Raw genomic sequence first — 22543 nt, 5'->3', positions numbered from 1 at the left:
ATGAAAACAATCGCCAGATTTTTACCCGGTGATGCCATCATTCGTCTGCAATGCGTCATTATTGTGGTCGTCGCCCTGGTCTTCTCAGCCCTGCTTGGCAGCCGTTTTTTTAGCGTCGCTAACTTCCAGTCGATAGGCTCACAGTTACCGATCCTCGGCATGCTGGCCCTCGGGATGGGTATGACCATGCTGACCGGCGGCATTAACCTGTCAATTATTGCCGGGGCGAACGCCTGCTCGCTGGTAATGGCAGCGATTATCGTTACCCATCCGGATAACCCGCTGTTTCTGGTGCTGGCGCTGCTGGCAGGCGCAGCCGTGGCGGTGGCTATCGGTACGCTCAACGGCGCGCTGATTGCCTGGGTCGGCGTCTCACCGATTCTCGCCACCCTCGGCACGATGACACTTATCTCCGGGCTGAATATTCTGCTCTCCAACGGGACGGTGATTTCGGGTTTCCCGACCGCCATTCAGTACCTTGGCAACGCCACAATTGTGGGTATTCCGGTGGCGCTGTTGCTCTTTTTCCTGGTGGCAATCCTGCTATGGGTACTGCTGGAGCACACCACGCTGGGGCGCAGTCTTTATCTCGTCGGCTCCAATGAACAGGCTACCCGCTACAGTGGTGTGAATACCGTACGGGTACAAATTTCCGTGTACGTGATTTCAGCCCTGCTCGGCTGGGTCGCCGCCATTCTGATGATGGCGAAATTTAACTCGGCAAAAGCCGGATACGGTGAGTCCTACCTGCTGGTCACCATCCTTGCCTCCGTACTCGGCGGCATCAATCCGGATGGCGGCTTCGGACGCATTATCGGCCTGGTCCTGGCGCTGATTGTGCTGCAAATGCTGGAAAGCGGCCTTAACTTGCTGGGGGTCAGCAGCTATCTGACGATGGCGCTGTGGGGCGCGGTGCTGATCCTCTTTATCGCATTACAGAATCGTAAAGCCTGATTTCAGGAGAAAAAATTATGGCAAGTTACTTTATTGGTGTGGATGTCGGAACCGGAAGCGCCCGTGCTGGCGTGTTTGATCTCAACGGCAGAATGGTCGGACAGGCCAGTCGGGCCATCGAGATTTACCGCCCGCAGGCCGATTTTGTTGAGCAGTCTTCCGATAACATCTGGCAGGCAGTGTGTAACGCGGTTCGCGATGCGATTAACCAGTCAGATATCAACCCTATCCAGGTGAAAGGTCTGGGCTTTGACGCGACCTGTTCACTGGTGGTGTTGGATAAAGAAGGTAAACCGCTGACCATTAGCCCGTCCGGGCGCAGCGAACAGAATATCATTGTGTGGATGGATCACCGCGCCATTACTCAGGCTGAGCGCATTAACGCCCTGCATCATCGGGTGCTGGACTACGTTGGCGGTATTATCTCCCCGGAAATGCAAACGCCCAAACTGCTGTGGCTGAAGCAACATATGCCCAACACCTGGGCCAATGCGGGATACTACTTTGACCTGCCCGATTTCCTGACCTGGCGCGCAACGGGCGATGACACGCGCTCACTGTGCTCGACGGTGTGTAAATGGACCTATATGGGCCATGAAGACAAATGGGATGCCAGCTATTTCCGCCAGATTGGGCTGGAAGACTTGCTGGAACATGATGCCGCCAAAATTGGTCGCTACGTGAAAACCATGGGCGAACCGCTCGGTCACGGGCTGTCCGCACGCGCCGCCAGCGAAATGGGGCTGATTCCGGGGACCGCGGTCAGCGTCTCGATCATCGATGCCCACGCCGGTACGCTCGGCACGCTCGGCGCGAGCGGTGTCTCCGGCGAGGTGGCGGATTTCGATCGCCGCGTCGCGCTGATTGGCGGCACCTCTACCGGACACATGGCGATTTCCAAAGAGCCGCGTTTTATCGGCGGCGTTTGGGGTCCTTACTACTCAGCAGTGCTGCCAGAATACTGGCTTAACGAAGGTGGACAGTCGGCAACAGGGGCGTTAATCGACCACGTTATTCAGTCGCATCCTTGTTACGAAACCTTGTTGACCCAGGCGAAATCTCAAGGGCAGACCATTTATGAAGTGCTGAATGCGCTGCTGCGTAAAATGGCCGGTGAGCCGGAAGATATCGCATTTTTAACCCGTGACATGCACATCCTGCCCTATTTCCACGGCAACCGTTCACCGCGCGCCAACCCAACGCTCACAGGCGCTATCACCGGACTGAAGCTGTCGCGCACGCCGGAAGATATGGCGTTACAGTACCTCGCGACCATCCAGGCCATTGCGCTGGGAACCCGTCATATCATTGAAACGATGAATCAAAGCGGCTACACCATCGATACCATTATGGCCAGCGGCGGCGGGACGAAAAACCCGATCTTCGTTCAGGAGCATGCCAACGCCACCGGCTGTGCGATGCTGCTGCCTGAAGAGAGCGAAGCCATGCTGCTGGGCGGCGCCATGATGGGAACTATCGCCGCGGGCGTGTTCGATACCTTCCCGGAAGCAATGTCGGCGATGAGCCGGATAGGTAAAACGGTCACCCCGCAGACCAATCGCATTAAGCAGTACTACGATCGCAAATATCGGGTATTCCACGAGATGTATCAGGATCATATGAAATACCGCCAGTTGATGCAGGAGGACGCATGAGTAACTCCTGGTCTCAGGCCAGCGGCGTATTCCAGCTCTATAGCGATGCCCTGGCGGGTCTGGGGCAGCATCTGACTGAACCTGTCTGGCAGTCGCTGATGGCGGAGCTGCGCGGTTGTCAGGGCAAAGTCGTCGTCACCGGCGTCGGTACCTCTGGCATTGCAGCGCGTAAAGTCGCGCATATGCTGGCCTGCGTGGAACGTCCGGCGATTTACCTCAACGCGACGGACGCAGCGCATGGCGATCTCGGTTTTTTACGCGCCGACGACCTGGTGATTATGCTGTCGCGCGGGGGCAATTCGGACGAGCTCACCCGGCTGCTGCCCGGACTGGCTGCGAGAAATGTGCCCATCCTGAGCATGACTGAAAACGCGGATTCAGCCATCGCTAAAGCGTCGAGGCTGGTGATTTCCACCGGCGTTCAGCGAGAGGCCGACCCGCTGAACATGTTAGCCACTACCTCAATTTTACTGGTGCTGGCTATCTTTGACGCCGCCTGCGCCTGTCTGATGAGCGAAAGCGGCTACTCAAAGGAAACGCTGCTGGCGGTACATCCGGGCGGCGATGTGGGATTAACGCTGAGTCGTGAGCAGTAACGCCAGACAACTGTTACGGAGGTAATGAATCTGTTGCCTCCGTCGTATTGCTACGTTCACTTTAGGTTTTTCACTTCTCTGCGATAGCATGTTCATACCTCCCTCCGCCAGCATTCCCCCCTCTGGCATTTTTTTATATCTCAACAAAAGATAAAACAGTGAAAAAGCGGATTAACGCGCTGCGTTCCACTCCCGCTATCTGATCCGCACGTGAAAAATTCTGTGACGCCCTCCAGCATTCCTGGTGGAAAGCATTCCATTCTTCAAATCTATGATCAAACTTTAGCTATTCTTATCAAACATACTTACGGGAGACCCTACAGATGATGTCAACGCTTGCTCCACCATCTGTACTTTCCGCTCCCCAGCGCCGTTGCCAGGTACTGCTGACGCTTTTCCTGCCGGGGCAAATCGCTACTACACAAACCTTCAGCAGCCTCAACGGTGTCGATGATGCCACGGTTCAGGAAGATATTATTGGCGCAGGGCTCGAAATCCAGCGCTATCACCGGCTCACGATAGCCACCGCGCAGAATGGTGGCTATGCGATCGAAGGAACCCCGCTAAATCAGCGTCTGTGTCTGTTGCAGTGGCTGCGTCGTGGTTTGCGAATTTGCCCGACTTTTATCGCCCAGCATTTCACGCCCGCATTAAAAATGGAGCTGAAACAACAAGGTATTGCACGTACGCTGTATGACGACACCAATCTGCATGCGCTCATCAATCTGTGCTCTCGGCGCTTACAGAAGCCGTTTGAGTGTCGTGACATCCAGTTCCTGCGCCTGTATTTACAATATTGCCTGCTACAGCACCACGCGGGGATCACCCCGGAGTTTAATCCACTCCAGCAACGGTGGGCGCAATCCTGCGCTGAGTATCCGCTCGCCGAGGAAATTGGCCGCCACTGGCAGCGCCACGTCATGCAACGTGCGCCGCTGGGCGAATCGCTGTTTATGGCGTTGTTATTCTCCATGATCCGCATCCCCGATCCTATCCGCGATAATCACCAGCAGGATCGCCGCCTGCGCCTTGCTATTGCGCGGCTGGTGCTGCGTTTTCGCGAGTATGGCAACGTGCGCTTCAGCGACGAGCAAGGACTGCACGATCAGCTTTATATTCACCTTGCCCAGGCGCTTAACCGTAGCTTATTCGCCATTGGCATTGATAACACGCTCCCGGAGGAGTTCAGCCGACTTTATCCCCGGCTGGTACGTACCACCCGTGAGGCAATACACGGCTTCGAAGCGGAATACGACGTGCAGTTTTCAGAAGAAGAGATCGGCCTGGTTGCGGTTATTTTCGGTGCCTGGCTGATGCAGGAAAAGGATTTGCACGAGAAGCAGATTATCCTGCTGACCGGTAGTAACGAACAACTTGAAGCGCATATAGAGCAACAGCTGCGCGAACTGACGCTGCTGCCGCTCAACGTAAAGCATATGCCGATGCAGGATTTTCAAAAAGAGGGAGCCCCGCGTGGCGTAACGCTGATTATTACGCCATACACCACGCCGCTACCGCTGTTTTCTCCCCCGCTGATTCATGCGGATCTGGCGCTTACGCCGCATCAACAGCAGCAGATCCGCAAAATCCTCGAATCATAACATCGCAGGCTGCGCCGCCACCTTCGGGCGCAGAAAGATTGCCGGGAGCGCCACCAGCGCCATCACCCAGAATACGCCGCTGCCCAGATTCTGGTACAGGTATCCTGCGAATACGGTCATGATGGCAATGCTGCCGCCCATCGCCACCGCCGAGTACACCGCCTGGAGACGAATCACTTCGCTGCCCTGTCGCGCAGCAATGTAACGCATCGCCGCCAGGTGGCAGACGGTAAACGTGCCGCAATGCAGGATTTGCACCACAATCAGCCACGGCAGCTCTGTGCTCCAGCCCATCAGCCCCCAACGCGCGACGCCGCAAACGGCGGAAAGCAGCAGAAGATCGCGAGCGCTAAAGCGGCGGAACAGCTTGTGGCTGAGCGCAAAAATAATCACTTCCGCCACCACGCCTAATGACCATAAATAGCCCACCGCCGAAGCGGAATAACCGGCAGACTGCCAGTAAATGGCGCTGAAACCGTAATAAGCGGCATGTGCGCCCTGCAGCAGACTCACGCAGGCCAGAAAACGCCAGCTTTGGGTTATTAGCGCGCGCCAGGCGGGCCATCCCGCGCTCTCCTGCTGACGGTTCTCCCCCGCTGGCTGTACGCTTGGGCGGATCATCATCCCCAGCAGCATTGATGCAACGCCAAGCGATAGCAGGACCAGGATAATCCGATAGTCGAACAGGCTCACCAGTTTGCCGGTCAACGCAGAGCCGATCACAAAGGCCACGGATCCCCACAGTCGCACCCGACCGTAATCCATGGTTATCTGTTTTTGCCAGGTGTTGGCCAGTGCGTCGGTCAGCGGCACCAGCGGCGAGAAAAACAGGTTAAAGCCGACCATCACCACCATCAGCCACGCCACGTTGGTCCCCGCCCAGAAGGCCAGTGCAAACACCAACGTCAACAAGGCCAGAATACGTAACGCTGAGATCAGCCGAGAGGGATCGCTCACACGCGGTGCGATCAGCAAGCTACCGAGAAAACGGGCAATCAGCCCCGCGCCCAGCAGTAAACCGATGGTTTCCGGCGTCAGCCCCAGCCCTTCGAGCCAAACGCTCCAGAAAGGCAGAAAAATACCGTAGCTAAAGAAGTAGGTGAAATAACCGAGCGCCAGCCAGCGCGTGGAATGCAAAGCCATGAATCCCTCCCGTTTGGTGGCGATAGTCTGGCGACAAACGCAGGCTGGCGCAAGTGAGCATTAACACGCAGATAACATGATTTTTGCCCTATTCGACGCAAATTTGCATCGCAAAATGGCAGCGTTCACCCTGCGCTAAAACCTGTAACCCCGGCTGCCCCTGCATGTGGTGGGCATTCACCGGATGCGTCTGCGGATCCAGACACAGAAACGGCTCACCCGACATTCTGAACAGCATCAACCATGGAGTTTGCGCTAAAATCGTGACTCTCATCACATCTCGCTGAATAACAGCCCGTCCGCTCCAGCCGGAATAGCCGACGTTCAGCCAGCTATCCTCACCGTATTGCGCGCGCATGAAATCCGCCGCTGGTGGAATGACACGTTGCCATTCCAGCGGCAGATGCTGCAATCGTGTCAGAAACGCCCCCCCACTAAATCGCCACCCGTCTCTGTAAGCGATCATCTGCTGGTTCACGTCGCGCTGCCAGACCACGCTTTGCAGCATCGCCCACCAACCAGCCGTGGAGTGCAAACCTTGGTTCCTCCCGTTGTCGAGGGCACTCGAAGAATTGCACCTATACGAGCTAATACGTTTCTGAAATAGATAGTATATATATAGAAAAGCAAAAATAATTCACAAACAAAACACATCTGCACAATCAATAATAAATTAGCAGAACAAGTAATAATATATTAATTATCCATAAACAAATTCTGAAAATCACCTTAAGCAATACCAGAACTGGAATACATTCAATATCATTCAAGGTAACTAAAGTTATTAAAATAGTTAAACAATTTTAATTGTCATCATTCATTAATATAACGCATGGAAGAAAGAGGTACTTTAATGAAAAAAGTAGTGAAATCAATCGCCGTCGGTTTACTTGCGCTTTCTGCGGGAAGCGCATGGGCGACGGACGGCACCATTGAATTTACAGGCGAGATTTTAACCAGCACCTGTGAATTTGCCAACGGTGATACGATCAACGTCGAATTAGGCCACTACGCCGCCAAACAATTTAAAAGCGTTGGCGATCGTTCTCCGGCTATTCCGGTCGATATTCCACTGAAAAACTGCCCAACAACGCCGTGGAAACACCTTGATGGCAATACGGACAACTCATTCCAGATGTGGTTAGAAACGCGTAGCGGCGGTACCGTTGCGGGCAACGAAAACCTGATTGCCGTCAACAGTCTCGATGTTCCTGCAACGGGTGTAGGTATTCGAATCGACAGAGCCATCGACGGGAAACAAATGTCGCTGAATAAGCTTACCGATCCGAAAATCAGCTTTACACCTGAAGCCGACGGCACAACTACGGTAGGGCTACAGGCCTACTACGTTTCCACCGTCGATTCTTCTGCCATCACCCCAGGGGAAGCAAACGCCACTGTTGATGTCACCATCGACTATCGCTGATTGCCATCTACCATCTCTTTCCCTTCTTTCCATAGACGGGGAAAGAAGTGGTTTCTGACGCCAGGTTAAGGATAACCGAGATGAAAAAAATCACAGCATTTGCGCTGACATTACTGCTGAGCGGCTGGTCCTGCCAAAATTTCGCTGGCGGAATTGTACTGGAAAGAACCCGCGTCATTTATGACGCAGGGAAGAAAGAAGCCGCGCTATCCGTGACTAATCACAGTGAAAGTCTGCCCTATTTACTGCAATCCTGGGTCGACAATGAACAAGGGACAGCCCGTGGTCCCTTTATTATGACGCCACCGCTATTTCGCCTGAATGCAGGCAATAATTCATCATTGAGAATAATAAAGACATCTGATGATATAGCTAAAGATAAAGAATCCCTGTTTTTTATTAACGTACGCGCCATTCCGGCAACACAACAATCCGATAGCGTCGAAAATAATATGCTGACGCTGGTATTTAAAACCCGAATTAAGCTCTTCTACCGTCCGAGCAGCCTGGTAGGGAAGCCCTATGACGCCTATAAATTACTCGAATATAAATATAGCAATAATAAGTTAGACATCTATAACCCATCTGCTTATTACGTGGTCTTCGCGGGATTGATGCTGGATAAAACCGATCTGACCAACAACATAGAGCGGATCGCACCTGGCGAGCATAAACAGTTGGCAGTACCGGGTCTGGCAGGAAAGACGGTGCAGTGGGCTGCAATAAACGACTACGGCGGAACTAGCCAGACGGAAACCAGGACGCTGCAATAAATCGCGTCTTACAGCCAACTTACGACGTTAGCTCTCAGGGAATGAAAAGCGATATGGTGCAATCAACGCCACATTTTTCAGAAATTAAACCACTCGCCTTGTGGCTGCATTGCGCAATCGTCAGCGGATGTCTGGCATCTGTCCATGCCAGAGCCGATGTCTTCTACTTTGACCCAACGCTTCTGGAAACAGAAAAAAGTGGTCAGTCGTCGGTCGATCTTTCCGTTTTCTCTCAGGAGAATTCACAGCTCCCAGGAGAATATATCGTTGATATTTATGTTAATAAAAAGAAAATCGTACAGCGAAAAATCCCATTTATTGCAGATAAAAATCACCAGTTAATTCCCCAGCTAACCCTTGAACAACTGCGCGAGTTGGGCGTGAAAATTGAAAATTATCCACAGCTCGAAAAGCTGGATGACCTTACGACGATCGGCAACCTGGCGCAGGCCATTCCTGGCACCGTCTCGGAGTTTGATATCAACCACGGCAGACTGAACCTAAGCGTGCCCCAGATAGCGCTGTACCGCGATGCTCGCGGCTACGTTGCCCCTTCTCGCTGGGACGATGGCATACCGGTTCTGTTCACCCACTACACGTTTAGCGGTTCGCAAAATCAGTATGACGGTGATAGCAATCAGCACCAGTATCTGAATATGCAAAACGGTGTCAACCTTGGTCCCTGGAGGCTACGTAACTACTCGACCTGGACACACAACGACAGTGATGCGCATTGGGATAGCATTAATAGCTGGCTACAACGAGATATTAAAAGCCTGAAATCACAGCTGATAGTAGGAGAAAGCGCAACTGAAGGCACCGTGTTCTCAAGTTATCAGTTCACGGGAGCACGTCTCTTTTCCGACGAAACCATGTTACCAAACAGCCAACGTGGCTTTGCGCCAACGATTCGTGGCATCGCACACTCAAGCGCTATCGTCACAATACAGCAAAACGGCTACACCCTTTATCAAAGCAACGTGCCGGCTGGGGCCTTTGAAATCAACGACCTCTACCCTTCCTCCTTTAGTGGCGATCTCGATGTCACGATTGAGGAAGCTGACGGTACGGTAAGGCACTTCGTCCAACCCTTCTCTGCGCTGCCGCAAATGCAAAGACCCGGATACCTTAAATACAGCGTCACTGCTGGGCGTTTTCGCGCCCCAACGTCGCAGGACAGCAATGAACCCGAGTTTCTTGAAAGTACCGCCAGCTATGGCCTGAGCAACGCCATTACGCTGTATGGTGGTCTGAATGCCTCGCAGGATTACCAGGCTTTAGCGCTGGGTCTTGGCTCAACGCTTGGCGTACTCGGGGCGGTGTCGACAGATCTGAGCCATGCAGATACCCAGTTGAATACGGATGGTCGTTATCATGGTTATAGCTGGCGTACACAGTACATTAAAGATATCCTCGAAAGCGGCACCAGCGTGTCGCTAAGCTATTATCGCTATACCAGCAGTGGCTATTTCAACTTTTCCGACGCCAATCAGAAGGATATCCGTGCCGACGATCGCCTGCGCAGCGAGGCTCAATTTACGTTCAACCAGTCACTGCTAACAGGCATCAGCTTTTATGCTTCAGGCTCACAGCAAGAATACTGGGACCGCGGGCAGCAGGATAAAAACCTGTCTATTGGCCTGAACGGTAACCTATGGGGAGTCAGCTATAACCTGAGCGGCCAGTTCACCGACTCTCAGGACCACGAAAACGATCGCACGCTATCGCTCAGCCTGAGCATACCGCTAGATCGCTGGCTATCCCATACACAGGCCACGTGGAGGACCACCGATCAGCGCGATCGTCCTACTGAGCACGAAGTGGGCATTAACGGCTCTCTGCTGGACGATGGCCGCCTGAGCTATAACCTGAAACAACGACAAAGCGAAGGAGGCGGCAACAAAAGCAGCAGCCTTTACGGCAGCTATCGTTCTGCTTTTGGCACCGCCAACGCTGGCTATGATTACAGCGCCGATAGCCGGCAATTGAGCTATGGTCTTTCCGGAGGTATTGTTGTCCACCGCCACGGCGTGACCCTTTCACAGCCTTTGGGCAATGCCTTTGCGCTGGTAGATGCCAACGGCGCTGCCGGTATCCGGGTGAAAAACTACCCCGGCATTGCCACCGACCATTTCGGCTATGCCGTGATTCCCTTCCTGACCGCTTACCAGGAAAATGCGATATCGATCGATACTACGCAGATGCCGGATAACGTTGACGTAACCGAAACAGTGCGCACCGTTGTGCCTAATCGAGGCGCCGCCGTCGCCGCCCAGTTCCTTGCTCGTACGGGTTACCGCGTACTGCTAAAACTCACCGATGGTCAGGGTAACGCACTCCCTTTTGGCGCCATCGCCAGCAGCCAGACCCAGCAAAGTATTGTTGATGACGGCGGTGTGTTGTATATCAGCGGTGTGAACAATCAGCCGCAAATCTGGTCTGTGCGTTGGGGCAACCAACCCGATCAGCAGTGTCAGTTCACCTTTAGCCTGCCGGAAAGTGTCAGCCGCGGCACTTCAATACAAAATGGCAACGCACAATGTCGATAAGGAAGATGTGGATGAGAAATGGAATTTCTACCGCTGCAAGCGTCGTGCTGCTCGCGCTTTTTTCCCCCGCAGGCTATGCGATCACTGGCGCCTGCTCGGCGAAAGGCAGTTTTAGCGCCAATGTGTCCAGCGACTGGACGCAAGATCAGAATGTCACTGGCCGCACCCTGGAACTGCCGACACCGCTCACGGGCAACGCCTACCAGATAGAGTGTACCTGCGAGGCAAATACCAAGGTGGGCCTGTTTTATACGGTAACCAGCGGCCTCTCACAAACTGGCAAAGTAGGTGGTTATTACCGCCTGAACAACAATCTGGATATTCAAACTGAAGTCGACGATATTCCTGGCGTTACCGGTGTCACCCCACTGAATACGCAAGCCATCAGAGAGAGTGGTGCCTACCAAAGCGGTGGTAGCAACGGCAGCGTCTGCGCGGCCGATCCGGCGGATACCCGAGCCGCGCCTGTGACAATTGGTGCCAATACCCGTTTGACGTTTTACGTCACCAAACCCTTCCTGGGCGAGCTCGTGATCCCGGACACACTCGTCGCTTCAGTACGTGCCGGATGGAGCACCAACACCACCCCACCATCCTTGAGTACGCTACAAGATATTGCCGAACTGCGCATTCAAGGGAGCATTACCGTGCCGCAAAATTGTAAAATCAACCAGGGAGACATCATTCGAGTCGATCTCGGCTTTATCAATGTCAGCCGTTTTACGACAAAGGACAGGATGCCAGACGGCTACACGCCGGTTAAATTTGAAATTCGTTACGATTGCGGCGACACATCAGAAATGGGTAATGATATGGAAATGCAGATTGATAGCAACGATGTCGTTAACCAGTACACGTTGGTCGCCCGTCGCCGTGAAACGGACAACGTCCCGGATGTCGGTATACAAATGTCACGTGATGGCTCCCAGATGATCCCCTTTACTAATGGGTTGCTCAGCCTCGATTCTTCAGGTCAGGGTGCCATCAGCCTGGAAGCGTGGCCGATAAACATGGTGGGCGGCACGCTGTCACCGGGAAAATATAGCGGCACAGCAACCATTACCGTTATTGTAAAGTAGCGCACTCGGCTGGCCGCTGCGCCAGCTCGATAAAATCGCGCAGGGCGGGTTTCAGGTCACCTTTTTTCCACGCCATCAGCAGCGAAATGGTTGGGATATCGCCGATAATTGGCCGGAAAACCACCTGTCCGGTATTAAAATTATTCATATAACCGGGTATCAAAGTGACCCCCAGCCCCATACCGACCAGGTTCATCGTCACCAGAATATTGGTCGCCACCTGCACAATATTGGGCTGGCTTTTCTGCTGCTGAAACCAGTTTTTGACAATCTTCGCTAATACGCCGGAATAAGCGGGATCGGTGCTGACAAAATTGACGCCGTTCAGTTGCTGTGCCGATATCGCCTTTTCACTGGCTAACGGATGGTTAACCGGTAGCACTACCACCAGCGGCTCATGAATGAGCTCCAGATACTCCAGTTCCGGGCTGTAAACCGGATGGCGCATTAAACCAACATCCAGCTCCCCACTCAGGATCTTCTCTTCCTGCTCGGTGGTTATCAGACTCACCAGTTCAATGTGTGTATCCGGTTGTTTTAAACGAAACAAAGGCAGCACCTTAGGCAGCAGATTCACCTCTGCTGAAGGAACAAAACCAATCGTAAAATGATTATCTTCCTGCACCGTTTTACGGGCGCGAATTTTCGCGTTCTCTGCCTGTTCGAGGATAGCCAACGCATCCTGTAAAAAGCACTCTCCTGCCGCCGTCAGCGCAACTTTTCGCTTATCGCGCACCAGTAACGGAACGCCCACGCAGGTTTCCAGATCGCGGATCTGACTGCTTAACGACGGCTGGGAGGTATGCAACTTTTCTGCCGCTCGGGTGAAATTCAGCGCCTGCGCCACCGCGACAAAATAGCGTAAGTGCCTCAGTTCCATGCCCTGCTCCTTGTTATCGAAAAAATGTATCAACTGGTAGAAATTTACTATTTCACAGATTGATAACTAACCAGCAACATCCTTAGGGCACATAAAAAGAAGGTCAATACATCTTAGCTTTCAGGATTAAAAAATATGACCACACCCTCAAATTTAGACATCTACCAACTGATCGACACGCAAAACGGTCGCGTAACCCCACGAATTTATACCGACCCTGAAATTTACCAACTGGAGCTGGAACGCATCTTCGGACGCTGCTGGCTGTTTCTCGCCCACGAAAGCCAAATCCCCAAACCCGGTGATTTTTTTAACACCTACATGGGCGAGGATGCGGTGGTGGTGGTTCGCCAGAAAGACGGCAGCATTAAAGCGTTTCTCAACCAGTGCCGCCACCGCGCGATGCGCGTCAGCTACGCTGACTGCGGCAATACCCGCGCCTTCACCTGCCCGTATCACGGCTGGTCTTACGGTATTAACGGCGAGTTGATCGACGTCCCGCTGGAGCCGCGCGCTTATCCGCAAGGTTTATGCAAATCGCATTGGGGACTGAACGAAGTGCCTGGCGTCGAGAGCTATAAAGGGCTGATTTTCGGCAACTGGGATACCAGCGCACCAAACCTGCGCGATTATCTCGGCGACATCGCCTGGTATCTCGACGGCGTGCTCGACCGCCGTGAAGGTGGCACCGAAATCGTCGGAGGCGTCCAGAAGTGGACCATCGACTGCAACTGGAAATTCCCCGCCGAACAGTTTGCCAGCGACCAGTATCACGCGCTGTTCAGCCATGCCTCTGCGGTGCAGGTGCTGGGGGCGAAAGACGACGGCAGCGATAAGCGCCTCGGCGACGGTCAGACCGCCCGCCCGGTGTGGGAAACCGCCAAAGATGCACTACAGTTCGGCCAGGACGGCCACGGCAGCGGCTTCTTCTTTACCGAGAAACCGGACGCCAACGTGTGGGTCGACGGTGAAGTCTCCAGCTACTACCGCGACACCTACGAAGAGGCCGAGCAGCGTCTGGGTAAAGTTCGCGCCCTACGTCTGGCCGGTCACAACAACATTTTCCCTACGCTTTCCTGGCTCAACGGTACAGCCACGCTGCGCGTCTGGCACCCGCGCGGGCCGGATCGGGTTGAAGTGTGGGCGTTCTGTATTACCGATAAAGCCGCCTCTGATGAAGTGAAAGCCGCGTTTGAAAACAGCGCCACGCGGGCTTTTGGCCCCGCCGGGTTCCTGGAGCAGGACGACTCGGAAAACTGGTGTGAAATTCAAAAACTGCTCAAAGGCCACCGCGCACGCAACACGAAATTGTGTCTGGAAATGGGGCTTGGCCAGGAGAAACGTCGTGAAGACGGCATTCCGGGGATCACCAACTACATCTTTTCGGAAACCGCCGCGCGCGGTATGTACCAACGCTGGGCCGATTTGCTCAGCAGCGAAAGCTGGCAGGACGTGCACGAGAAAACCGCCGCGTACCAGCAGGAGGTGATGAAATGAGCACTTTAGTTTCTCTCGAACTGCATCATCGCATCAGCCAGTTTCTGTATGAAGAAGCGCGTCTGCTGGACGACTGGCAGTTTCGCGACTGGCTGGCGCAGCTGGATGACGACATTCGCTACACCATGCGTACCACGGTCAACGCCCAGACGCGCGACCGCCGCAAAGGCGTGCAGCCACCAACCACCTGGATTTTCAACGACAACAAAGACCAGCTTGAGCGCCGCATCGCGCGGCTGGAAACCGGCATGGCCTGGGCGGAAGAACCGCCGTCGCGTACCCGTCATCTGATTAACAACTTACAAATCAGCGAAACCGACGTGCCCGACGTCTTCGCCGTGCGCCTCAACTATCTGCTGTATCGCGCGCAAAAAGAGCGCGATGAAACCTTTTACGTCGGCATGCGCGTAGACAAAGTGCGCCGTTTGCCGGGCGATGAGTGGCGTCTACTGGCGCGCGAGATCGTGCTGGATCAGGCGGTTATTACCTCCCATAACCTGAGTGTACTGTTCTGATGAGTCGTATTTATGCCTGCCCCGTAGGGGATTTGCCGGAGGGTGAAGCCCTCCGGCTCGACACCTCGCCCGTCATCGCGCTGTTCAATGTTGGCGGCGAGTTTTATGCCATTAACGATCGCTGTAGCCACGGCAACGCCTCGATGTCGGAAGGTTATCTGGAAGACGATGCCACCGTGGAATGCCCGCTGCATGCGGCCAGTTTTTGTCTGAAAACCGGCAAAGCGCTATGCCTGCCCGCCACCGATCCGCTAACCACCTACGCAGTATATGTGGACGGTAGCGATGTATTTGTTGATATTCCAGAGGACGCCCGATGAGCGATTTACGCGATAACGTGGTTTTTATTACCGGCGGCGGTTCCGGCCTCGGCCTGGCGCTGGTCGAGCGCTTTATTGAAGAAGGCGCGAAGGTCGCTACGCTCGAACTGTCGCCAGCCAAAGTCGCCAGCCTGCGCCAGCGTTTTGGCGAACATGTATTGGCGGTAGAGGGCAACGTCACCTGCTACGCCGACTATCAGCGTGCGGTCGATCAGATCCTCACCGTGTTTGGCAAGCTGGACTGTTTTATTGGCAATGCGGGCATCTGGGATCACAACGCAACGCTGGTGAACACCTCTGCTGAAGCGCTGGAGAGCGGCTTTCACGAGTTATTTAACGTCAATGTGCTGGGTTATCTGCTGGGGGCGAAAGCCTGTGCCCCGGCGCTGATCGCCAGCGAAGGCAGCATCATATTTACCCTGTCAAACGCTGCCTGGTATCCCGGCGGCGGCGGGCCGCTGTACACCGCCAGTAAGCACGCGGCTACCGGGCTGATTCGCCAGTTGGCCTACGAGCTGGCGCCTAAAGTGCGGGTGAACGGCGTCGGTCCGTGCGGTATGGCCACCGATCTGCGCGGCCCACAGGCGCTGGGGCAAAGCGATACCTCAATTATGCAGTCACTGACGCCGGAGAAAATCGCCGCCATTCTGCCGCTCCAGTTCTTCCCCGACCCAGCCGACTTTACCGGGCCATACGTGATGCTGGCGTCGCGTCGCAACAACCGCACCTTAAGCGGCGTGATGATCAATGCCGATGCCGGGCTGGGTATTCGCGGTATTCGCCACGTCGCCGCTGGTCTGGATCTCTGAGGAGGCGTTATGCACAACAAAATTATTGCTATCATCGGCGGTGGACAGGCCGCAGCGATGGCGGCGGTAGCACTGCGCCAGCAAGGGTTTGACGGCGAGATACATCTGTTCTCCAATGAGCCGCATCAGCCGTACGAACGCCCGCCATTGTCCAAATCCATGCTGCTGGACGACGCCCCGCAGCTACAGCCGGTGCTAAACACGGCCTGGTGGCGGGAACACAACGTACAGCTGCATCTGGGCGTTACTGTGCAGACGCTCGGCCGCCAAACGCATCAGTTGGTGCTGGCTGATGGCCAGGTTTATCCGTGGGATCAGCTACTGATTGCCACCGGTGCCGCGGCCCGTCCTCTTCCGCTGCTGGATAAACTGGGCGATCGCTGCTTTACTCTGCGCCACGTTGACGACGCGACTCGTCTGCGAGACGCTTTACTCCCCGGTAAATCGATTGTGATAGTCGGGGCGGGCACCATTGGTCTGGAACTGGCGGCCAGCGCGACCCAGCGCGGTTGCCGGGTAACCGTAGTGGAGCAGGCGCCAACGGTGATGGGCCGCAATGCGCCTGCTCCGGTGCGCGACTACCTGCTTGCCCGCCACCAGCAGGCGGGCGTACGGGTGTTACTCAACAGCGCCATTGAACACGCCGAAGCGGGAGAGTTTCTCTCGCTGACGCTGCAAAACGGCGAAACTCTCACCGCTGATACGGTGATCTATGGCATCGGTATCGTGGCGAATGATACGCTGGCCCGCGACGCCGGTCTGGAGACGGCTAACGGTATTATCGTTAATACCACCTGCACCACCTCCGATCCCGCGATTTTCGCCGCCGGTGATGTGGCGCTCACTCGCCAACCGGACGGTTCACTGCGCCGGGTAGAAAGCTGGGAAAATGCTAACTTCCAGGCGCAGATTGCTGCCGCGGCGATGCTCGGTTTGCCGCTGCCCACTGCCACGCCAGGTTGGTTCTGGACCGATCAGTACAGCGATAACCTACAGTTTGTCGGTGAGATGCAGGGAGAAAGCTGGCTGTGTCGTGGAAACCCGGAGGACGGCAAGGCTATCTGGTTCCAGTTGCGCGATGGAGCGATAATTGGCGCAGCCGCGCTCAACAACGGGCGCGAAGTGCGTGTACTACGTAAGCTGATTCAGTCAGGGCGAGCCATGAGCGAGGAAGCGTTGTGTGATGAAGGCGTGGCACTGAAATCGTTATGATCGTTGTCTGATAAGGCAAAGCCGCCATCGGACATAAAAAAGGCCGCATTCGCGGCCTTTTTCACAGCTAACAATTGACGCTTACGCGTAAACCGGGAAGCGTGCGCAGATATCCAGAACTTTACCTTTGACGCGCTCGATTACGGCTTCGTCATTGATGTTGTCCAGCACGTCACACATCCAGCCAGCCAGCTCTTTCGCTTCCGCTTCTTTGAAGCCGCGGCGAGTGATTGCCGGAGAACCGATACGGATACCGGAAGTCACAAACGGGCTCTTCGGATCGTTCGGTACGCTGTTTTTGTTAACGGTGATGTTAGCACGGCCCAGCGCGGCATCAGCTTCTTTACCGGTCAGGTTTTTATCAACCAGATCCAGCAGGAACAGGTGGTTTTCAGTCCCGCCAGAAACCACTTTGTAGCCACGGTTCAGGAACACTTCCACCATCGCTTTGGCGTTTTTAGCAACCTGCTGCTGGTAAACCTTGAACTCAGGCTCCATCGCTTCTTTCAGCGCCACAGCTTTCGCCGCGATCACGTGCATCAGCGGGCCGCCCTGCGCGCTTGGGAACACCGCAGAGTTCAGTTTTTTGTACAGCTCTTCGTCACCGCCTTTCGCCAGGATCAGGCCGCCGCGCGGACCCGCCAGAGTTTTGTGGGTGGTGGTGGTGACAACGTGAGCGTGTGGAACCGGGTTCGGATAAACGCCTGCGGCAATCAGACCCGCAACGTGCGCCATATCGACGAACAGGTATGCGCCGATGCTGTCGGCGATTTCACGCATTTTTGCCCAGTCAACAACGCCGGAGTAAGCAGAGAAGCCACCGATGATCATCTTCGGTTTGTGCTCTTTGGCCTGCTTCGCCATGTCTTCGTAGTCAATTTTGCCGGACTCATCAATACCGTAAGGGATGATGTTGTACAGTTTGCCGGAGAAGTTAACCGGGGAGCCGTGAGTCAGGTGGCCGCCTTGTGCCAGGTTCATACCCAGAACGGTATCGCCCGGTTGCAGCAGAGCGGTGTAAACAGCGAAGTTAGCCTGAGAACCAGAGTGCGGCTGTACGTTAGCGTAGTCAGCGCCAAACAGCTCTTTGGCACGATCGATAGCCAGTTGCTCAACGATATCAACGTACTCGCAACCGCCGTAGTAGCGCTTGCCCGGATAACCTTCAGCATATTTGTTGGTCAGCTGAGAACCCTGCGCCTGCATAACACGCGGGCTGGTGTAGTTTTCGGAGGCGATCAGTTCGATGTGCTCTTCCTGACGTACTTTTTCCTGCTCCATAGCCTGCCACAGTTCGGCATCATAATCGGCAATGTTCATTTCACGCTTTAACATCCGCATCTCCTGACTCAGCTAACAATAGAATTTCGGCCTAAAAAGGCAGTCCCTAGGACTTCGGCCAACAGTATAACCGAATCATTCTTCGATAACAGGTCTTGACAAAGGATTTTACGCAAACGATTACCTTCACGGCACGCAAGGCTTTGGAGAACAAAGGTCTGCTGAATTTCAACGGATTTCTTTTCAGGTTTGTGATGCAGATTTTTCACGATGTAACCTTTACAACGCAAAGTTACAAAGAACCATTTACAATGCAGGGGTATTTTTTATAAGATGTATTTGACATACATCATTAAAGTCTCAGATAAAGGAAGACCGTATGCTTGACGCACAAACCATCGCTACAGTGAAAGCCACCATTCCCCTGCTGGTTGAAACAGGTCCGAAGCTGACTGCCCATTTCTACGATCGCATGTTTACGCATAACCCAGAGCTGAAAGAAATTTTCAACATGAGTAACCAGCGTAATGGCGATCAGCGCGAGGCGCTGTTTAACGCGATTGCCGCGTATGCCAGCAATATCGAAAACCTGGCGGCGCTGTTGCCGGCGGTTGAGAAAATCGCGCAGAAGCATACCAGTTTCCAGATTAAACCAGAGCAGTACAACATCGTGGGTGGTCATTTGCTGGCAACGCTGGACGAAATGTTCAGCCCAGGCCAGGAAGTCCTGGATGCGTGGGGTAAAGCGTATGGCGTACTGGCGAACGTTTTCATCAACCGTGAAGCGCAAATCTATAGCGAAAATGCCAATAAAAATGGCGGCTGGGAAGGTACCCGTCCTTTCCGCATCGTGGCAAAAACGCCACGAAGTGCACTGATTACCAGCTTTGAGTTTGAGCCTGTCGACGGTGGCGCAGTAGCTGAATATCATCCGGGGCAATACCTGGGCGTCTGGCTGAAGCCGGAAGGTTTCCCGCATCAGGAAATTCGTCAGTACTCACTGACCCGAAAACCTGATGGCAAAGGCTATCGGATTGCCGTTAAGCGTGAAGACGGTGGTCAGGTTTCCACCTGGCTGCACAACCATGCAAATGTTGGCGACGTTGTTCACTTAGCCGCACCTGCGGGCGATTTCTTTATGGACGTCGCGACCGATACCCCTGTGTCTCTGATTTCCGCAGGCGTAGGTCAGACCCCAATGCTGGCGATGCTGGACACGTTGGCGAAAGCGAAGCATACGGCGCAGGTTAACTGGTTCCACGCGGCAGAAAATGGCGATGTACATGCTTTCGCTGATGAAGTAAATGAACTCGGCAAAACGCTGCCACGCTTTAGTGCGCACACCTGGTATCGTGAGCCAACTGAAGCCGATCGCGCGAAAGGTGCGTTTGATAGCGTAGGTCTGATGGATTTGAACAAACTGGAAAGCGCAATCAGCGATCCGGCGATGCAGTTTTATCTGTGCGGTCCGGTTGGCTTTATGCAGTTTGCCGCAAAGCAGCTGGTCGGCCTGGGCGTGAAAAACGAGAACATTCATTACGAATGCTTCGGTCCGCATAAAGTTCTGTAATTACGTTATGCCTAATGGCGCTGCGCTTATCAGGCCTACGAGATATTGTAGGCCGGATAAGGTGTTTACACCGCCATCCGGCAAGCAAGGCGCGGCTTAGATTGCCGCGTCGTCTTCTTCACCGGTACGAATACGAATAACGCGAGCCACGTCAAAGACAAAAATCTTACCGTCGCCGATCTTGCCGGTCTGGGCAGTACGAATAATGGTGTCGACGCAGGTATCGACGATGTCGTCGGTAACCACAATTTCAATTTTTACCTTCGGCAGAAAATCCACCATATATTCCGCGCCACGGTACAGCTCGGTATGGCCTTTCTGACGGCCAAAGCCTTTCACTTCCGTTACCGTCATCCCGGTGATACCGACTTCTGCCAGCGCTTCGCGGACGTCGTCCAGCTTGAAGGGTTTAATAATCGCATCAATCTTTTTCATGCTATTCCTTGAAAAGGTCGCCTGTATGCTGATCGGATAAACGTAACATAATATACGAATACACAAAATCATTCATGATGCATCGCGGCGGCAAATGATAAAATCTCAGGAGCATAGATAACTATGTGACTGGGGTTTTATCGTGCAGCCAACAAAGAGGCAGCTTGAAGGATGACGTGTATTTATTCTTTGAAATCGTTTGCATCTAACTCATGGCGAGAAAGCAACTTATAGAATTCGGTGCGGTTGCGCCCCGCCATTCTTGCCGCGTGGGTCACATTGCCCTTGGTGATTTGCAGCAGCTTACGCAGATAGTTGAGCTCAAACTGGTTACGCGCCTCAACAAATGTCGGCAGCGCGGTGTTTTCCCCTTCCAGCGCCTGCTCCACCAGCGCGTCGCTGATCACCGGCGAAGAGGTCAACGCCACGCACTGCTCAATTACGTTGACCAACTGACGCACGTTGCCCGGCCAGCTGGCGGTCATTAACCGCTTCATGGCATCGCTTGAAAAGGCGCGTACGAACGGTTTGTGCCGTTCAGCAGACTGGCGCAGCAGATGGTTCGCCAGCAGCGGAATATCTTCCGTACGCTCGGCCAGCGTCGGGATCTTCAGACTCACCACGTTGAGGCGATAGTACAAATCCTCGCGAAATTCTCCCCGAGCCATCGCTTTGGGTAAATCGCGGTGGGTCGCAGAAACGATCCGCACATCAATGTCGATATCGCGGTTACTTCCCAGCGGTCTGACTTTTCGTTCCTGCAATACGCGAAGCAGTTTCACCTGTAACGGTGCAGGCATATCGCCAATCTCATCGAGAAAAAGCGTCCCGCCTTCCGCAGCCTGAAACAGCCCTTCACGATTACTCACCGCGCCGGTAAAAGCGCCGCGCGCATGGCCAAACAGTTCAGACTCCAGCAGTTGTTCCGGCAACGCGCCACAGTTAATGGCAATAAAGGGCTTGTGGCTGCGCGGGCTGGCGTTGTGAATCGCCTGGGCAAACACCTCTTTCCCGGTGCCGCTCTGACCATTGATCAATACGCTGACATCCGATTGCGCGACCATCCGCGCCTGTTCTAACAAACGCAACATTAACGGGCTACGGGTAACAATTGATTCACGCCAGCTGTCATCGGTAGCAGGCGCGGACTGTTCCAGCGCACCGTCAATCGCTTTGTAGAGCGCATCTTTATCGACCGGCTTGGTAAGAAAGCTGAAAACACCCTGCTGCGTTGCCGCGACAGCATCAGGAATGGAGCCATGCGCTGTCAGGATAATGACCGGCATCCCCGGCTGCACTTTCTGGATTTCAGTGAACAGCTGCATGCCGTCCATTTCATCCATGCGCAGGTCGCTAATGACCAGATCCACTTTTTCACGATTCAGTACCCGTAATCCTTCCTGCCCACTTTCTGCAGTTACGACGCTGTAACCTTCGCTGGTCAGTCGCATACCGAGCAATTTCAACAGTCCCGGATCGTCATCGACGAGCAGCAGATGCGCGGGCTTGCGGCTTATCATGGCATGGCCTCCCCATCATCGGGCGTCGTGAGTTTATCAGTACCGTGCAACGCATCGGGATTATAGCTGCCGGCAGGTTTACGGGTGGACAGTTGTCGTTCAATATCGGTCAGATTTTCCAGCTTACGGGTGGTGAGATCGAGCTGACTCTGCAAATGCTGTTGCTGCTGACGCAGCGTATCGAGATCGCTATCTGACGACTGCTGGAGCTTACTGTAACGCATGCGTTCTTCGGCAAGCTGTAACTGCAACATTTGGTTACGGAACCAGGCCTGATAAAGCGGTCTAACCTGAGTCGGAATTTGTGGACTTAACGCGTCGAGACGCGTAACGACCTCCCGCCGTTCAGGCGGGGTAATACGGGCGTTATCGAGCAGGATCCCACGCTTAAAAGCGCCCTGCCAGGTATCCGTAAGTTGGCTACTGGCTTCACTGCGCGCCTGCACTGGCATCATGCGATCGGCGCAATCCATCGCCCGCAGCCAATACAACGGGTTGGTATCCGTGGACTGACCCGTTAGCGACCAGATATCCGTACATTCGGTGGCAAGGTAATCAGCGAGTTGATGCGGCGGGATTTTCTCCTGCGAAGGATCGCCGATAATGTGATTCACCGCATTTGGAACGCAGCCGACCAGCGCCAGGCATGGCAGACTTGCGAGTAAGACGCGGCGAATAAAATCTCGTTTAAGCATTCGGGCAACAACGTGTGGCATACTCACCAGACT

Annotated in this window: 20 protein-coding genes and 1 pseudogene; 14 read left to right on the top strand and 7 right to left on the bottom strand. The window is 54.2% G+C overall.

What is annotated here, in order from left to right:
• From FDX24_RS00955 to csiE, 4 genes are all read left to right on the top strand, one after another.
• Positions 1 to 954 carry an ABC transporter permease gene (locus tag FDX24_RS00955; RefSeq protein WP_061068342.1) on the top strand — a complete coding sequence of 318 codons (954 nt, stop codon included), beginning with the start codon at positions 1 to 3 and terminating at the stop codon, positions 952 to 954.
• 17 nt (positions 955 to 971) lie between these two features.
• The gene (locus tag FDX24_RS00950) at positions 972 to 2609 is read left to right on the top strand and encodes an FGGY-family carbohydrate kinase (protein WP_003847100.1); all 1638 of its coding nucleotides are present in this window, start codon (positions 972 to 974) and stop codon (positions 2607 to 2609) included.
• A complete protein-coding gene (locus tag FDX24_RS00945) occupies positions 2606 to 3205 on the top strand; it encodes an SIS domain-containing protein (protein ID WP_137363688.1) in 600 nt (199 codons plus the stop codon). The genes FDX24_RS00950 and FDX24_RS00945 overlap by 4 nt, the downstream gene beginning before the upstream one ends.
• A gap of 323 nt (positions 3206 to 3528) precedes the next feature.
• Positions 3529 to 4806, top strand: a complete 1278-nt coding sequence (csiE, locus tag FDX24_RS00940) for a stationary phase inducible protein CsiE (protein WP_137363687.1) — start codon at positions 3529 to 3531, stop codon at positions 4804 to 4806.
• On the opposite strand, the gene FDX24_RS00935 is transcribed toward csiE, so the two are convergent.
• Together FDX24_RS00935 and FDX24_RS00930 are read right to left on the bottom strand one after the other, a co-directional pair.
• Positions 4801 to 5949, bottom strand: a complete 1149-nt coding sequence (locus FDX24_RS00935; protein ID WP_048210912.1) for a 3-phenylpropionate MFS transporter — start codon at positions 5947 to 5949, stop codon at positions 4801 to 4803. The genes csiE and FDX24_RS00935 overlap by 6 nt on opposite strands.
• A gap of 88 nt (positions 5950 to 6037) precedes the next feature.
• Positions 6038 to 6355, bottom strand: a pseudogene (locus tag FDX24_RS00930) (aldose 1-epimerase); the annotation flags it as partial.
• A gap of 447 nt (positions 6356 to 6802) precedes the next feature.
• Between FDX24_RS00930 and FDX24_RS00925 the strand changes: the two are divergent.
• The 4 genes from FDX24_RS00925 (at position 6803) to FDX24_RS00910 (ending at position 11776) form a co-directional block, all read left to right on the top strand.
• A complete protein-coding gene (locus FDX24_RS00925) occupies positions 6803 to 7375 on the top strand; it encodes a fimbrial protein (protein WP_115601656.1) in 573 nt (190 codons plus the stop codon).
• Positions 7376 to 7455: 80 nt separating this feature from the next.
• Entirely contained in the window at positions 7456 to 8148 is a 693-nt protein-coding gene (locus FDX24_RS00920; protein WP_137363686.1) for a molecular chaperone, read from the top strand.
• A gap of 53 nt (positions 8149 to 8201) precedes the next feature.
• A complete protein-coding gene (locus FDX24_RS00915) occupies positions 8202 to 10697 on the top strand; it encodes a fimbria/pilus outer membrane usher protein (protein WP_137363696.1) in 2496 nt (831 codons plus the stop codon).
• Between the two features lie 11 nt (positions 10698 to 10708).
• Positions 10709 to 11776 (top strand): fimbrial protein, encoded by a 1068-nt coding sequence (locus FDX24_RS00910; RefSeq protein ID WP_071887373.1) that lies wholly within the window; start codon positions 10709 to 10711, stop codon positions 11774 to 11776.
• Here the strand turns inward: FDX24_RS00910 and hcaR are convergent.
• The gene (gene hcaR, locus FDX24_RS00905; protein ID WP_061068350.1) at positions 11763 to 12656 is read right to left on the bottom strand and encodes a DNA-binding transcriptional regulator HcaR; all 894 of its coding nucleotides are present in this window, start codon (positions 12654 to 12656) and stop codon (positions 11763 to 11765) included. The genes FDX24_RS00910 and hcaR overlap by 14 nt on opposite strands.
• A gap of 135 nt (positions 12657 to 12791) precedes the next feature.
• Between hcaR and hcaE the strand changes: the two genes are divergently transcribed.
• From hcaE to hcaD, 5 genes are read left to right on the top strand one after another with little or no spacing between them, the layout of a single operon-like run.
• Positions 12792 to 14153, top strand: coding sequence for a 3-phenylpropionate/cinnamic acid dioxygenase subunit alpha (gene hcaE, locus FDX24_RS00900; RefSeq protein WP_137363685.1), 1362 nt, complete (start codon positions 12792 to 12794; stop codon positions 14151 to 14153).
• Complete coding sequence (gene hcaF / locus FDX24_RS00895) at positions 14150 to 14668, top strand: 3-phenylpropionate/cinnamic acid dioxygenase subunit beta (protein ID WP_137363684.1); 519 nt, start codon at positions 14150 to 14152, stop codon at positions 14666 to 14668. Before hcaE ends, hcaF begins: the two co-directional genes overlap by 4 nt.
• Positions 14668 to 14988, top strand: coding sequence for a 3-phenylpropionate/cinnamic acid dioxygenase ferredoxin subunit (gene hcaC, locus FDX24_RS00890; protein WP_061068352.1), 321 nt, complete (start codon positions 14668 to 14670; stop codon positions 14986 to 14988). The genes hcaF and hcaC overlap by 1 nt, the downstream gene beginning before the upstream one ends.
• Complete coding sequence (hcaB, locus tag FDX24_RS00885; protein WP_115601651.1) at positions 14985 to 15797, top strand: 3-phenylpropionate-dihydrodiol/cinnamic acid-dihydrodiol dehydrogenase; 813 nt, start codon at positions 14985 to 14987, stop codon at positions 15795 to 15797. Before hcaC ends, hcaB begins: the two co-directional genes overlap by 4 nt.
• Positions 15798 to 15806: 9 nt before the next feature.
• On the top strand, positions 15807 to 17009 hold the full coding sequence (gene hcaD, locus FDX24_RS00880; RefSeq protein WP_137363683.1) for a phenylpropionate dioxygenase ferredoxin reductase subunit: 1203 nt from the start codon (positions 15807 to 15809) through the stop codon (positions 17007 to 17009).
• An 81-nt stretch (positions 17010 to 17090) separates the two neighbouring features.
• On the opposite strand, the gene glyA is transcribed toward hcaD, so the two are convergent.
• Positions 17091 to 18344, bottom strand: a complete 1254-nt coding sequence (glyA, locus tag FDX24_RS00875) for a serine hydroxymethyltransferase (RefSeq protein WP_003037627.1) — start codon at positions 18342 to 18344, stop codon at positions 17091 to 17093.
• 325 nt (positions 18345 to 18669) lie between these two features.
• On the opposite strand from glyA, the gene hmpA reads away from it, so the two are divergent.
• Positions 18670 to 19860 (top strand): NO-inducible flavohemoprotein, encoded by a 1191-nt coding sequence (hmpA, locus tag FDX24_RS00870; protein WP_003037624.1) that lies wholly within the window; start codon positions 18670 to 18672, stop codon positions 19858 to 19860.
• 96 nt (positions 19861 to 19956) lie between these two features.
• Here hmpA and glnB read toward each other — a convergent pair whose 3' ends face one another.
• The 3 genes from glnB to qseG form a co-directional block, all read right to left on the bottom strand.
• Positions 19957 to 20295 (bottom strand): nitrogen regulatory protein P-II, encoded by a 339-nt coding sequence (glnB, locus tag FDX24_RS00865; protein ID WP_002914032.1) that lies wholly within the window; start codon positions 20293 to 20295, stop codon positions 19957 to 19959.
• A 182-nt stretch (positions 20296 to 20477) separates the two neighbouring features.
• Positions 20478 to 21812 carry a two-component system response regulator GlrR gene (gene glrR / locus FDX24_RS00860; RefSeq protein ID WP_305764197.1) on the bottom strand — a complete coding sequence of 445 codons (1335 nt, stop codon included), beginning with the start codon at positions 21810 to 21812 and terminating at the stop codon, positions 20478 to 20480.
• Entirely contained in the window at positions 21812 to 22531 is a 720-nt protein-coding gene (qseG, locus tag FDX24_RS00855; RefSeq protein WP_061068356.1) for a two-component system QseEF-associated lipoprotein QseG, read from the bottom strand. The genes glrR and qseG overlap by 1 nt, the downstream gene beginning before the upstream one ends.
• Positions 22532 to 22543: the final 12 nt, after the last annotated feature.

The sequence above is a fragment of the Citrobacter sp. wls716 genome (genome assembly GCF_005280975.1).
GTDB classification, from domain to species: domain Bacteria; phylum Pseudomonadota; class Gammaproteobacteria; order Enterobacterales; family Enterobacteriaceae; genus Citrobacter; species Citrobacter youngae.
The sequence above is the reverse complement of the archived record's forward strand: the minus strand, read 5'-3'. Positions and strand labels throughout refer to the sequence as shown.